Annotated in this window: 12 protein-coding genes and 1 pseudogene; 7 read left to right on the top strand and 6 right to left on the bottom strand. The window is 62.6% G+C overall.

What is annotated here, in order from left to right; translation table 11 throughout:
• Position 1: 1 nt before the first annotated feature.
• The 4 genes from BWQ93_RS03470 to BWQ93_RS03455 are packed head-to-tail and all read right to left on the bottom strand — an operon-like array spanning position 2 to position 3390.
• Positions 2-994 carry an alpha-ketoacid dehydrogenase subunit beta gene (locus tag BWQ93_RS03470; protein WP_077029299.1) on the bottom strand — a complete coding sequence of 331 codons (993 nt, stop codon included), beginning with the start codon at positions 992-994 and terminating at the stop codon, positions 2-4.
• On the bottom strand, positions 991-1971 hold the full coding sequence (locus BWQ93_RS03465) for a thiamine pyrophosphate-dependent dehydrogenase E1 component subunit alpha (RefSeq protein ID WP_077029298.1): 981 nt from the start codon (positions 1969-1971) through the stop codon (positions 991-993). The genes BWQ93_RS03470 and BWQ93_RS03465 overlap by 4 nt, the downstream gene beginning before the upstream one ends.
• Positions 1968-2615 (bottom strand): glutathione S-transferase family protein, encoded by a 648-nt coding sequence (locus BWQ93_RS03460; RefSeq protein WP_077029297.1) that lies wholly within the window; start codon positions 2613-2615, stop codon positions 1968-1970. The genes BWQ93_RS03465 and BWQ93_RS03460 overlap by 4 nt, the downstream gene beginning before the upstream one ends.
• Before the next feature lie 10 nt (positions 2616-2625).
• Positions 2626-3390 carry an SDR family NAD(P)-dependent oxidoreductase gene (locus BWQ93_RS03455; RefSeq protein WP_077029296.1) on the bottom strand — a complete coding sequence of 255 codons (765 nt, stop codon included), beginning with the start codon at positions 3388-3390 and terminating at the stop codon, positions 2626-2628.
• Between the two features lie 700 nt (positions 3391-4090).
• On the opposite strand from BWQ93_RS03455, the gene BWQ93_RS03450 reads away from it, so the two are divergent.
• The 7 genes from BWQ93_RS03450 to BWQ93_RS03420 all read left to right on the top strand — a co-directional run bounded on the left by BWQ93_RS03450 (position 4091) and on the right by BWQ93_RS03420 (position 10387).
• Entirely contained in the window at positions 4091-5062 is a 972-nt protein-coding gene (locus BWQ93_RS03450) for an alpha/beta fold hydrolase (RefSeq protein ID WP_077029295.1), read from the top strand.
• A gap of 51 nt (positions 5063-5113) precedes the next feature.
• Positions 5114-5845 (top strand): alpha/beta fold hydrolase, encoded by a 732-nt coding sequence (locus tag BWQ93_RS21065; RefSeq protein ID WP_077029294.1) that lies wholly within the window; start codon positions 5114-5116, stop codon positions 5843-5845.
• Between the two features lie 12 nt (positions 5846-5857).
• On the top strand, positions 5858-6751 hold the full coding sequence (locus BWQ93_RS21060; protein WP_077029293.1) for an alpha/beta fold hydrolase: 894 nt from the start codon (positions 5858-5860) through the stop codon (positions 6749-6751).
• A 3-nt stretch (positions 6752-6754) separates the two neighbouring features.
• Positions 6755-7432 (top strand): isochorismatase family protein, encoded by a 678-nt coding sequence (locus BWQ93_RS03435; protein WP_077029292.1) that lies wholly within the window; start codon positions 6755-6757, stop codon positions 7430-7432.
• Positions 7433-7643: 211 nt separating this feature from the next.
• On the top strand, positions 7644-8099 hold the full coding sequence (locus tag BWQ93_RS03430; protein ID WP_335694463.1) for a pyridoxamine 5'-phosphate oxidase family protein: 456 nt from the start codon (positions 7644-7646) through the stop codon (positions 8097-8099).
• Between the two features lie 111 nt (positions 8100-8210).
• The gene (locus BWQ93_RS03425) at positions 8211-8459 is read left to right on the top strand and encodes a XapX domain-containing protein (protein ID WP_077032179.1); all 249 of its coding nucleotides are present in this window, start codon (positions 8211-8213) and stop codon (positions 8457-8459) included.
• The gene (locus BWQ93_RS03420; RefSeq protein WP_077029291.1) at positions 8456-10387 is read left to right on the top strand and encodes an amidohydrolase; all 1932 of its coding nucleotides are present in this window, start codon (positions 8456-8458) and stop codon (positions 10385-10387) included. The genes BWQ93_RS03425 and BWQ93_RS03420 overlap by 4 nt, the downstream gene beginning before the upstream one ends.
• A gap of 32 nt (positions 10388-10419) precedes the next feature.
• Here the strand turns inward: BWQ93_RS03420 and BWQ93_RS03415 are convergent, their stop codons facing one another.
• Together BWQ93_RS03415 and BWQ93_RS03410 are read right to left on the bottom strand one after the other, a co-directional pair.
• Complete coding sequence (locus BWQ93_RS03415; RefSeq protein ID WP_077029290.1) at positions 10420-13164, bottom strand: ATP-binding protein; 2745 nt, start codon at positions 13162-13164, stop codon at positions 10420-10422.
• Between the two features lie 249 nt (positions 13165-13413).
• Positions 13414-14044, bottom strand: a pseudogene (locus BWQ93_RS03410) (tyrosine-type recombinase/integrase).
• Positions 14045-14074 lie beyond the last annotated feature (30 nt).

The following is a 14074-nucleotide window of genomic DNA, read 5'->3' as shown; positions in this document are numbered from 1 at the left end:
CTCAGCCCTTCCAGTTGACTGCTGTGCGCACTGCATCGGCGATCGCATCCTTGTTCGGGATCCACGCCTGTTCGAGCGCATTCGCCATCGGCACTGCCGAGAAGGCACCGCCGATGCGCGTCACCGGGGCTTTGAGCTTGCCGAACAGCTTTTCGTTTAGCCGCGAGGCGATTTCGGCACCGGTGCCGTACTGCTTCACCGCCTCGTGCAGCACGACCGCGCGGCCGGTCTTTTCGACCGATGCCGTGACCGTCGCCTCGTCGTAAGGCGCGATGGTGCGGAGATCGATGACCTCGACCGAAATCCCCTCGTCGGCAAGCTTGCCCGCGATTTCAAGCGCGTCGAGCACGGTGCGGCCATAGGTGACGATCGAACAGTCACTGCCTTCGCGCGCGATCGCCGCCTTGCCCAGCGGCACGAAATGACCCGGGCCCGGATCGTCGGATTTCAGGCCGTAGCAGAGGATATTCTCGATGAAGATCACCGGGTCGTTGCACGCGATCGCCGCGCGCATCAGCCCCTGCGCGTCGGCGGCGTTCGACGGGGTGACGATCTTCAGCCCCGCGACATGCGCGAACCAGGCCTCGAGCATGTCGCTATGCTGGCCGCCGAAGCCGACCCCGACCCCGGTCGTGGTACGGATCACCAGCGGTACGTTGGTCTGCCCGCCCGACATGAAGCGGAGCTTCGCGGCGTGGTTGACGATCTGGTCCATCGCGACGGTCACGAAGTTCATCAGCATGATCTCGGCAATAGGGCGGAAGCCCGCGAGCGCGGCGCCGACGCACGCGCCGACGATCGCCTGCTCCGAAATCGGCGTCGCGCGGACGCGGTGCTCGCCATATTTTTCGGTCAACCCCGCCGAGATTTTGAATACCCCGCCGCCCTGCTTCGCGGCAACATCCTCGCCCAGCAAGATCACGCCTTCATCTTCGGCCATCGCCTCGTCGATCGCGCGGTTGATCGCCTGCGTCATCGTGATCTGCGCGCTCATGCCGCGATCTCCTCTTCGAAGACATCCTTGCGGATTTCCTCCGGCCCCGGCAGCGGACTATTCGCGGCGAATTCGGCAGCAGCGTCCATCTGGGCATCGAGGTCGGCGACGATTGCGTCGAGCTCCGCCTCGGTAAACTGATGGTCGAGCATCAGCTGGCGGAGCCGCGGCAGCGGATCCTCCGCCGCCATCTCGGCCAGATGCTCCTTCGGCATGTAGGAGAAATCGGCGCCGAAGAAATGCCCGAGCATCCGGTAGCACATCGCCTCGACCAGCGTCGGCCCCTCGCCCGCGCGGGCGCGATCGACCGCGGCCTTGGTGGTGTTGTACATCGCGATGGCGTCGTTGCCGTCGACATGCACGCCGGCCATTCCATAGGCCTTGGCGCGGGTGACGATCGAATCGACCTTGGTGTGATCGGCAAAGGCGGTGTGCTCGCCATAGCGGTTGTTCTGGCAGAGGAAGATCACAGGCAGCTTCCACAGCTGCGCCATGTTCATCGCCTCGTGGAAGGCGCCGATATTGGTCGCGCCGTCGCCGAAGCAGACCATCGTCACCTTGCCGTCGCCGCGGTTCTGCGACGCGAGCGCGAGGCCGTTGGCGATCGGCAGCCCCGATCCGACGACGCCGGTGGTCACCATCACCCCGGTTTCGGGATGTGTGATGTGCATCGACCCGCCCTTGCCGCGGCAAGTACCGCCGACCTTGCCCGCAATCTCCGCGAACAGCGGATTGAGCGGTACGCCCTTGGCGATCTGGTCGTGCTGGCCGCGATAGGTGGTGACCAGATAGTCGCTCGGCTCGAGCGCCGCCATCGCCGCCGCCGACACCAGCTCCTGCCCGCGCACGGTGTAATAGATGACCGCGAGCTTGCCGGTCATCAGCAGCGAGCGGAACTTCTCGTCGGCGCGCGCGACGCGCATCGTGCGGGTGTAGATGTCGCGCAGCTTGTCGCGGTCGATCGTCGCTTTAGTCATGCAGGCTCTCCGATGCCCAGTTGAGGGTTGGCGCTGGCGGCAGCGCTGGGTCGCGCGGCGACGCGTGTCCGCCAGGCGGCCAGATTGGCGAGCGCGAGATCGGCCGGCTGGCCGACCATCGCGCCGAACTCGACGAAGCAAAAGAGGAGGATGTCGGCCAGGCTGAAGCGATCGCCCGCAAGCCACGGTCCCACACCGACGATCCCATCGACCTTCGCCAGCCCGTCGGCGGCGAGCCGCTTCAGGTCGGCGGCGGCATCGGGCAGGCAGAGCAGCCGGCTTTGGAACATCGGCAGCCCCTCGGCGCCGCGAAAACCCGCGGTCATCGGCACGACGACGAGCTGGTCGACGATCCGCACCAGCATCCGCGTTTGCGCCCGTTCCTCCGCGCTCGCACCGAACAAGGCGTGCGCGGTCTGCGTCTCATCGAGATATTCGCAGATCGCGATGCTTTCGGCGATGCAGCTACCGTCGTCCAGTTCGAGCAGCGGTGTGTGCCCGAGCGGGCTTTTGGCGCAAAATTCGGGCTGACGATTCTCGGCCGCCATGATGTCGACGAACTGGCAATCGACCGCGACCCCGGTCTCGGCGAGGTACATCAGCACCACGCGCGGATTGGGGCCGAGCGACTGATAGAGTTTCATCGCGCGGGGCCTAGAACTGGACGCGCTTGGTGAAGCCGCCGTCGACGACGAGATGCGCGCCGGTCATGTACGGACAGGCCGGCGACGCCATGAAGACGATCGCCTTCGCCACTTCCTCGGGCTCGCCGAAACGCCCCATCGGCATCTGCGCGAGCGTGGCTTCGTAGAGCGGCGGCACGGCCGACTTGATGACCTCCCAATTGCCGCCGGGATAATAGATCGCGCCGGGCGAGACGATGTTGACGCGGATATTCTGCGCCGCGAGTGCCTGGCTCAGCTGCGATCCATAGGTGATCAGCGCCGCCTTCAGCGCATTGAACGCCTGCGGCACGATGAAGGTCTCGACCGCCGCGGTCGACGACATGAAGATGATCGACCCCGACCCCGACGCCGCCAGCGCCTCGGTCAGCACCTCGACGCCGTGGACCGCGCCCATGATGTCCATGTCGAGACCGCGCTGCCAGTCGCCGGTCGCGCCCTGCCCCGACGAGCTCGCGGTGTGGATGAAGATGTCGCAGCCGCCGAGCGCATCGCGGGCCTTTTCGAGCCAGGCGCGATAGCCGTCGGGGTTGCCCGTCATGTCGAACTGTTCGCCAAAGACCTTGCCAGGCCCCGCCGCATCGATCGCCGCCACCGCGGCCGCGACCTTGTCGGCATCGCGCGAGAAGAAAGCGACGTCGGCGCCCTCGGCGGCGAAAATCTTGAGCGAGGCGAGCCCCAGCCCGTGCGCGCCGCCGTTGATGATCACCTTCTTGCCGGCCAGACCCAGATCCATCGCATCCTCCTCATGTCATTTTGAGAAGGAGACTATCTTGCCCGGTGGCGCCGGGACATCAGCAAAAATGGGAGCGACCGACATCTGGGTGATAGATCCGATCGCGCCTCGCCAAGGTCCACCTGATATCGTTCATACGGAAACGTAGTAATGGCGGGAGGATCGCGGTCGGCCCGTTCGCCCCGGTCGCGGTATGGAATGCGCGGATGATCAGACCGCACCCGTTAAGTTTCCGGACCATATCCAGACGAATACGAATATCATGGGATGAGAAATTGGAGCGGTAGCGGGAACCGAAATTAATGGGTAAATATTTGATATATATAATATGACAATAAACCTCTTAGACATGCCCCCAAAAATGCCCCCTGCGCGCCGCGAGTGGCGACGGCTTCGATGAACGTCCTCCTATCACCGCGCGCTGCACCTTCCTTGGCGATTGGCTGCGATTGGCCGATTGCAGACCGGCAGCTTTTGGAAGTCGAACCGGCGAAAGCGGACAGATGTGCATAGCCTCCCTTGCGATTTGCCCGCGCCCAAACCGGGACCGCTGTAAAAAGGATCCATCCTCCGACGGCGACTGGTAAAGCCGAGTGTTCAACTTTTTACCCTTATTTATCCCGGTGGATGTCCTGGCCGATGATAGCCCGCTTTTCGCAAGGTGCTGACCGATCTGCACCCCATTCGAAAGGCAAGGATCATGAAGACACATCTCGTTACCGCCATGGCCGCGATCATCGCGATCAGTCCGGTCGCCGCCGATGCGGCATGTACGCCCCTAAAACCCGTGTCTGCGGCGAAGGCGGTACCCGTCATTCACTACAAGAGCGCAAAGATAGACGGCGTGAAGGTATTCTATCGCGAAGCCGGTCCAAAGGACGCCCCTGTCATCCTGCTGCTTCACGGCTTCCCGACTTCGTCGCACATGTACCGCAATCTCATTCCGCTGCTCGCCGACCGCTACCGCGTCATCGCGCCGGACTATCCGGGCTACGGCCAGAGCGACGCGCCCGACCACGAGAAATTCGCCTACACCTTCGCGAACCTCACCGTCGTCGTCGACAAGCTCACCGAACAGGTCGGCGCAACACGCTACAGCATGTACGTCATGGATTATGGCGCCCCGATCGGATACCGGCTCGCGCTCAAGCATCCGGAGCGGGTCGACAGTCTGATCGTCCAGAACGGCAATGCCTATACCGAGGGGCTCGCGGCCTTCTGGGATCCGATCAAGGCCTACTGGGCCGAGAGGACGCCAGAGCGCCGAGAAGCCCTCGCCGGTCTCCTCACGCTCGAGACGACCAAATTTCAGTACACCGACGGTATGGGCGACATCGCGCGGATCAGCCCGGACAATTGGGTTCACGATCAGGCACTGCTCGATCGGCCGGGTAACAAGGACATCCAGCTCGATCTTCTCGGCGATTACGGCAGCAACGTCCCGCTCTATCCGCAATTCCAGGCCTTCTTCCGCGAACGAAAGCCGCCGACGCTGATCGTCTGGGGCAAAAACGATGTCATCTTTCCCGAAGCCGGCGCGCACCCCTATCTGCGCGATCTGCCCGACGCCGAGATGCATATCCTCGACAGCGGCCACTTCGCGCTGGAGGACCGACTCGACGTGATGGCGCCGCTCATTCGCGACTTTCTCGACCGCAAGATTTGCAAGTGACGTGACATCCGCGGGGCCTCGCCCCGCGGCACCACCCCGAAAGGAAATGAGATGACCATTACCGCCACAGGCGCCCACGAAGCTGGCGCGCCAACCCTTTCGATCGTCCTTGTACACGGCGCCTTTGTGGATGCCTCGGGATGGCGACAGGTTCATGACGACCTCGTTGGTCGCGGATTTGAAGTACTCGTAGCCCAGCACCCGACGATCTCGCTCGAGGGCGACGTCGCGACGACGAAGCGGCTTATTTCGGACGCTGGACAATCGGTTTTACTGGTCGGCCACAGCTACGGCGGAGCGGTCATCTCCGAAGCCGGTGTCGATCGCAAGGTCAAAGGACTTGCCTACATTGGGGCATTTGTTCCCGATGTCGGAGAATCGGTGGCCGAGCTCAACGAAGCCGCCGGCGAACCTGGGGAGGCCAAGGCACCCGTCGTCCCCACCGAAGACGGTTACCTCATCGTCGATCCGGCCCGATTTGGCGCGGCCTTCGCTGCGGACGTCGATGCCGCGACCACGGGCTTCATGGCGGCCGCACAATTGCCGTGGGGGCTCGGCGCGGCAACCGCACGGCTCACCAATGCGGCGTGGAAGACAAAGCCCAGCTTCTATCTGGTCGCGTCGGCTGACAAGATGGTGCCGCCGAGCGCACAGCGACGCATGGGCGGACGCGCCGGCGCCACGCTTTCGGAAATCGACAGCAGCCATGCCGTGATGCTGTCGCATCCACGCGAGGTCGCCGCCTTTATCGTCGCGGCGGCCACTGCCGCCGCTGCGGCGTAGGAAGACGGCCCCATGACGTACCCCCTCACCTGTCATCGCACCGCCAAAGTCGCTGGGCTGGACATATTCTACCGCGAGGCGGGCGAGTGCGGCGCGCCGGTGGTCGTCCTGCTTCACGGTTTCCCGAGCTCGTCGCATATGTACCGGAACCTCATTCCGGCACTGGCCGACCGCTTCCATGTGATCGCGCCCGACCTTCCCGGATTTGGCCTGTCGGAGATGCCCCCGACAGAAGCTTTCGACTACAGCTTTGAAAACTTCTCGAAAATCGTCGCGAGCTTTCTCGACCAGCTCGGCATCGAGCGCTTCGCGCTCTATGTCATGGATTATGGCGCGCCGACCGGCTTTCGCCTGGCGGTCGCCAATCCCGATCGCATCACGGCCCTGATCGTCCAGAACGGCAATGCCTATGAAGAGGGCATGGGCGATTTCTGGGCCCCCACTCGCGCTTATTGGGCCGATCCACAGGCAAACCGCGATGCGATGCGGCCCTTTTTGACGCTCAATGGCACGCGCGTTCAATATCTCACGGGCGCTTCGGAACCGGAGCGGATCGATCCTGCGGCTTGGCTGACCGACCAGCATTTTCTCGACCGACCGGGCGCGACCGAAATTCAGCTCGACATCATCCGGGACTATCAAACCAATGTCGCGCTCTATCCCGCATTTCACCAATATTTTCGCGCACATCGTCCCCCGACGCTGATCCTTTGGGGCAGAAATGATCCGATCTTCATGACAGACGGCGCGCACGCCTATTTGCGCGACCTTCCCGAGGCGGAACTCCACTTTTTCGACACCGGGCATTTCGCCCTTGAGGAGAAGGCGGACGAAATCGTCCCAATCCTGCGCGATTTTCTCTCGCGAACCCTCGCCCCGTTGACTGCAACTCAAGAAGGAGAATGAACCATGTACAATAGCAAATCCAAATCGAGCGTCCTGCCCTCAGGCGGTGGCGCCACATTGATCGACCCGTCCGACGCGCTGATCCTGCTTCTCGATCACCAGTCGGGGCTGTTACAGACCGTCAAGGACATCCCGGTCGCCGACCTGCGCCGGAATGTCGAGATGATCGCCAAGCTCGCCGCGCTACTCGAAATCCCGGTCATCACGACCGCTTCTGAACCCGCAGGGACCAACGGTCCGCTGATGCCAGAAATCCACGAACATGCGCCGCACGCCGTTTATGTTCCCCGCAAGGGCGAAGTGAATGCTTGGGACAATGATGACTTCGTTGCCGAGGTCCGCTCGACCGGACGCAAGACGTTGATCATGGCGGGCGTATGGACGAGCGTCTGCGTGATGTTCCCCGCTCTCGATGCTCGGGCCGCCGGCTACGACGTCTATGCCGTACTCGATGCATCGGGCGATCCGAGCGAAATGGTGTCCCGAATTTCGCTTGCCCGCTTCGTGCAGGGCGGGGTCAAGCCGACGTCGACCAATGCGCTGCTCTCGGAGCTGCACCGCACTTGGGCGCGTCCCGAAGCGGCCGAGCTCGGCAAGCTCTACGGCCTCGTTGCGCCCAACTATGCGGCGGTCGCCGAGAGCTATGCGCGCGCGCAGCAGGCAGTAAGAGAAGCGAGCTAATCCCATCCGGAAATGCGCCCTGTGATCGGGGCAAGGCAGCGAGACACGATATGGCTTATGGTTTCATGGATATCGCGCTGACGCCAGCGGTTCGCAGGGCGCAAGCCGAAATGGGGCGGACAGACTCTGGACCGACTTCAAGGGGCACCGGGAGTTCGACCGCTTCACGCCGCGGGAGGCGGCGTTCATCGCTGAGCGGGACAGCTTCTACATGGCTTCGGTTTCAGAGACGGGCTGGCCCTATGTCCAGCATCGCGGCGGCCCCGCCGGTTTTCTGAAACTGGTCGATGAGCGCACGCTCGCCTTTCTCGATTATCGAGGCAATCGGCAGTATATCAGCACCGGTAATTTGACGGCGAACAACCGGATATGCCTGATACTCGTCGATTACCGCAATCGGGCGCGTCTGAAAATTTACGGCCAAGCTGAGAAGCCCGCGCTCGATGCGGATCATGAGCTAACCGGCCGACTGAGCGATGCGTCCTACCGCGCAGTGCCCGAGCGGGTCTTCCGCATCACATTGGAAGCCTATGACTGGAACTGCTCCCAGCCATCACTCCCCGCTTTTCCGAACCGGAGGTCGCTGTTGCGGTCCAGCCGCTTCACGACCGGATCGGCGCACTGGAACAGCAAAACGCGGAGCTGCGCGAGAGGCTATGGGTGCTGACCAGCGATTGAAGAGCGCCAGTCAAGAGGCCGAGACCTTCAGCGCAGCCGTAATCCCTCGCCAGCGTTTGCTTTGCCGAGCTACTCGGCGACTCTTGAGGAGCATCAAGCCATGAAAATCTACCTGATCTCGCTGGGCGCCGGACTGCTCGCCGGCCTTGTCTACAGCGTCCTCGGCGTCCGTTCTCCCGCCCCGCCGATCGTCGCCCTCGTCGGCCTCGCGGGAATCCTGCTCGGCGAGCAGATCGTCCCTCTCGCCAAGAGGCTTGCCGACAGGCCCGAACTGGTTCGATATTTCCACCAGGATTGCGCCCCGCAGATATTGGGGACGCCGCCGACCGCTAAGGAGCGCGACGCATGAACCCGATCTCCCGCCGCCAGGCGCTCGCCGGCGCCGCCACCACCGCCCTTCTCTCTGCATCGGAAAGCTTCGCCATGAGCCCCAAGGACCTGATCATCGTCAACGCCAAGGTGACCACGCTCGACAAGGCCAATCCCGAGGCGCAGGCGGTCGCGATCGGCGGCGGCAAATTCCTGAGTGTCGGCAGCGAGCAGGCAGCTCGCGCCGCGGCCGGTCCCGATGCGACCGTGATCGATGCCAAAGGCCGCCGCCTGATCCCGGGCCTGATCGACAGCCACATCCACGTCATCCGCGGCGGGCTGAACTATAACATGGAGCTGCGCTGGGACGGCGTGCCGAGCCTTGCCGACGCGATGGCAATGCTGAAGCGCCAGGCGGCGAACACCCCGTCGCCGCAATGGGTACGCGTCGTCGGCGGCTTCACCGAGCATCAGTTCGCCGAAAAGCGCCTGCCGACGCTCGACGAAATCAACGTCGCGGCGCCCGAGACGCCAGTCTTCATCCTGCACCTCTATGACCGCGCGCTCCTCAATGCCGCCGCGCTGCGAGCGGTGGGCTACACCAAGGACACGCCGAACCCGCCAGGCGGCGAAATCGTCCGCGACGCCGCCGGCAACCCGACGGGCCTGCTGCTCGCGCAGCCCAACGCGACGATCCTCTATGCGACGCTGGCCAAGGGGCCGAAGCTGCCCGAGGACTATCAGGTCAATTCGACGAAGCATTTCATGCGCGAGCTCAATTCGCTCGGCGTCACCAGCGTGATCGACGCGGGCGGCGGCTTCCAGAATTATCCCGACGATTACCAGATTATCGAAAAGCTGCACAAGGACGGCGAGATGACGCTGCGCATCGCGTACAATCTCTTCACGCAAAAGCCGAAAGAAGAGCTCAAGGATTTTGCGACCTGGTCTAGCCAAGTAAAGCCTGGCGATGGCGACGATACCTACCGTCACAATGGCGCGGGCGAGATGCTCGTCTATTCGGCCGCGGATTTCGAGGATTTCCGCGTCGAGCGGCCCGACATGCCGGCGAACATGGAAAGCGACCTCGAGCCCGTGGTGCGCCTGCTCGCCGAACGTAAATGGCCGTGGCGCCTCCACGCGACCTATGACCAGACGATCGGCCGCGCGCTCGACGTGTTCGAAAAGGTCAACAGGGACATCCCGCTTCAGGGTCTCAACTGGTTCTTCGACCATGCCGAGACGATCAGCGAGCGCAATATCGATCGCATTGCAGCACTCGGCGGCGGCATCGCACTCCAGCACCGAATGATGTTCCAAGGCGAATATTTCATCGAACGCTATGGCGCCAAGGCGGCAGAGGCGACCCCGCCGATCAAGCGGATGATGGAGGCCGGCATCCCGGTCGGCGCCGGGACCGACGCGACGCGCGTCGCGAGCTATAATCCGTGGGTCTCGCTCTCGTGGCTCGTCACCGGCAAGACGCTCGGCGGCACAACGCTCTATCCCGTTCGCAACCGGCTCGACCGCGAAACCGCGCTGCGCCTCTGGACCGAAAAGAACACATGGTTCTCGAACGAGGTGGGCAAGAAGGGCCAGATCAAGGCCGGTCAGCTCGCCGACGTCGCGCTGCTCTCGGACGATTATTTCGGCGTCGCCGAAAGCGAGATCGTGCATCTGCGCGCAGTGCTGACCATCCTCGGCGGCAAGGTCGTATATGGCGAGGGCGATTATGGCCCCCTCGCACCCGCCCTGCCCAAGCCGATGCCCGACTGGTCGCCCGTCGCGACCTTCGGCGGCCATTATCGCCGGCCCGAGAGCGCGCAGAAGATGGCGGCCGCCTGCGGCTGTGCCAGCGCCTGCAACGTCCATGGCCACGACCATGCCGCGGCTCTCGGCGCCAACGTGCCGGCCGCCGACGTCCAGAGCTTCTGGGGAGCCTTCGGCTGCGGCTGCTGGGCGGTCTGAACGCGCCTGATCTCAGAGCCGCGCGTTCCGGATCACAGGAAGACAGCCTGACATTCTTGGGTTCGCCGGATCGCTGCGCCGCCACCCAAGGATCCCGCTCGCGCCAGCGATTGCTGGAAATAGCGAGCCGCCCTGTCGACATCCCCGCTGCGGGCCGCGATGACGCCCGCGACGCGGAAGAGCTCAGGATGACACCAGCGCTCTTCGCGCAGATCGCGCTCGATCATAGCCGCCCGCAGGCAGCTTATCGCGCGCGCACTATCGCCGGCTTGGGACCAGGCTTCCGCGAGCAGGCTTCGGTAAAAGGCAGTCCGGGTGTGCCACCTTTGCCGCGTCAGATCGGAGATGCTCTGTTCCATCAATGCAAATCCAGCCTCCGCACCGTTCGCCACCTGAATGGCGCCGGCGAAAAAGCGGCTGGTCGCTTCGTAAATCCCGATACCTTCTCGCCTGCTGACATCGGCAAGCTGATGTTGGAGGCAGGAAGCGCGCTCAAGGTCGCCGTTCAAATAGGCAATCGGGAGCGCGGCGAGGCAGATCGAATTGCCCAGAGAAATCATGTGATCGAGATCGACCGCGCGGTCGACAGCACACGTCGCGACCGCAGAGGCACGATCGGACTGGCCTTGAAGCCAAAGCAAAAAGCCATGCGACAAGCCTATCGCAATCGGCAACTCAACCTGGAAGCGCGATAATCGTTTTACCTCATCCAGATCGCCCCATCGCGTTGTGAGCTCCTCCAGACGAACCGAGGCAGAGTCGAAATGGCCGGCATAAACCTCTGCGTGCGCAAGAAATCGCTTGCCGTCGGGGGCACTATCCCAATCGATACCCGTGGTTGCAGCAAAGGATTTCATGCTGCGCAGCGCCGTGAGTGGGCGTCCCGAATAAGTCAGATAGACAGCCTGTCCGCATACCGTCTGCAATTGAAATTCCCGGTCCTCCGTCCGTTCGGCATCCTGAATGCTTTTGCGCCAGGCAGTTCCCGCTTGCGGATGCATCGCGCGCGCAAGCGTCATGGCCCACGCCCGAGCGGTGGACAGTTCCGCCCGGGAAAGCGGCGAGAGCCCGGGAACCGCTGCGATGGCCGCATCGGCTTGTTCGACGGCGGCAAGCAGCTCCTTGAAAGCTGAAAGCTCCTGCCAAAGCGGCAATGCCGCGACGACCAACTCGACACCGAGCGCCGCGTCCCCGGACGGATCAAAGGCCCAGCTGATGACCGCGCGCACATCGTCGATCTGCCCACGATATTTTTGCAGCCACACCCGCGAAGATTGCGACGCCCATTCGCGCTCGGCCACGAGCATCTTGTCTTTCACGTGAAGCGCAAACCGTCGCCGCGCATCCTCTCGATGCGGGGCGCCGAAAAGACGGCGTGCGGCATAGGTCTTGGTACTTTCGGCCAGCCGATATTGGACCACTCCACCTTCAAGTTCGGCGGTTACGAGCGATTTGGCAACGAGCTGCGAGAGGGCATCGCGGCCGGTCAGCGGATCCAGATCGCCAGCCGGGTAAAGCGCCTCGGCATCGGCAGCGCAAAATTTGCCCGAAAACAATGACAGGAGCCCCAACAGAACCGCTTCGTGATCGGGCAGCAAACAATAGCTCCAGTCGAGGGTTGCTTCCAGCGTCTGGTGCCGCAACGGTGCGTCCCTCGGCCCTCTGGTCATGGCATCGAAGCCGTCCTCGAAGAACTGCGCCAAGGCGGAAGGGGCCAGAACACGGGCCGTACTCGCCGCCAGTTCGATCGCCAGCGCCAAGCCTTCCAGGCGCGTGCAGATCGCGACGATATCGCGCGCATGCTCGTCGCTGATCGACGCGGGGTCGTCGTTCTCCGCCTTGGAGAGAAAGAGTTGGACGGCAGGAAATTTCAGCGCTTCCTCGGCTCCGATCAAGCCTCCATCGACGGGATAGGCGAGGCCTGAAAGGAAGTGAATCCGTTCGCTTCTGGTCCGCAGCGGTTCGCGGCTGGTCGCGATGATGCGCGCGTCGGGAAGTTCCGCCGAAACCCGTTCAACGATCGTCGCCGCCGTCGCCATAACATGCTCGCAATTGTCGACGATCAGTATCGGCCTTTGCTGGCGCAGCAGATCGACGACCCCAGCGATCGGGTCTTCGAGGCCGAGCGATACGCCGAGAGCCGACGCAATGGCGGGGACAGCGAAGCGTGGATCGGTGACGGTCGAAAGATCGACAAAAGCAATCGCGCGATCGGCCTCTACGCTTTGGCGAGCCACGGTGACCGCGAGGGACGTCTTGCCGGCCCCACCCGGTCCGACAATCGTGAGATAACCAGGTTGCTGCAATTGTGCCGAAATCTGCTCGATCGCGTCATCACGGCCCAGCAGGGTTTGCACTTTGGGCGGACCGCTATACCGAGCTCCGCCCGAAGATTGTCGCGAACCAGTCACAAGCACTTCGCGCGGCGCTGCGCCTTCGCGAGCTACGGCAGCGACGAACTTGTAGCCGCGTCCGGCGATGGTCGCGATATATTCGGTAGATGGATCGGCTTGAGCGAGATGACGCCGGAGGCTGCCGACGTTGACCTTCAGATTATGATCGTGAACGATGTAGCCGGGCCACACATGCTCGAAGAGCTCGCTCTTGCTTACGACTTCACCCGGCCGAGCTACGAGCAGGGTCAAAATATCGAAGGCTCGTCCACCGAGGTAGACGGGTTGGCCTTTGTGGAGCAACGCCTGTCGCCCCGGAAGCAACCGGAAATCGCCAAAAACGAATGCGTCTTGGTCAGAGCCAAGGCTATCTCTGCTCGACACTTCGCCCCTCGATCTCTGATAATCGGCGCACGATAAGCGCCGAACAGACTATTACAAGCCGGTGCTGACGCAAAACCCGACGCCCAAACACACCGGAAGAGGATGAATGGGATTTCCGTGCCAAATGCTATCCAGTGGCTTGCGCAACTGGCCGATTGCAGACAGGCGGCTTCTGGCGACCAAACAAGGAGAGCGGACGTTCCAAGATGAGCCAGAGCGCTCGCTCCCAAGGATACCGAGATCTGATGGTTAGACTTCGACGCCTCCCGCCAAAGTCAGCGCGTCTTCCACATCAACGCCGAGGTACCGCACCGTGTTTTCGATTTTGGTGTGCCCCAGAAGAATTTGTACGGCGCGCAAATTACCGGTCGCCTTGTAGATAATCGACGCCTTCGTTCTTCGGAGCGAATGTGTTCCATAGTCTTCACTTCGAAGGCCAACTGCGGTGACCCACTCGTCAACAAGCCGCGCATATTGCCGCGTGCTCATATGGGCAGAGTGGTCGATACGGCTGGGAAACGCATAGTCCTCAATCGATCCGCCACGACGATCGAGCCAAGCCAAGAGGCTCCCGCGAGCGTCCGACATGATTTCGAATTGAACTGGTCGGCCCGTCTTCTGCTGAATTACGATTGCCCGCGTTCGCAACTCTCCACCCGTCACCAGGTCACCGATCTTGATCTTCACCAGATCGCAGCCCCGCAGTTTGCTGTCGATCGCAAGATCAAACAGCGCCCGGTCTCGAAGCCGATGCTCCCGGATCCAGATGAAACCGTATGGCCCATATCTGTCGAGGTTTCAACGGACGCTTTGTCCCAACCTTTCTGCCGGCATTCCAGGCGGGGCGTGGCGACGAATAGTCGAATTCAGACCTTCCCATGATCGTTCTCCTGTGGCCACGATGGCCTTC

It is taken from the genome of Sphingopyxis sp. QXT-31, from assembly GCF_001984035.1.
GTDB lineage: Bacteria > Pseudomonadota > Alphaproteobacteria > Sphingomonadales > Sphingomonadaceae > Sphingopyxis.
The sequence above is the reverse complement of the archived record's forward strand: the minus strand, read 5'-3'. Positions and strand labels throughout refer to the sequence as shown.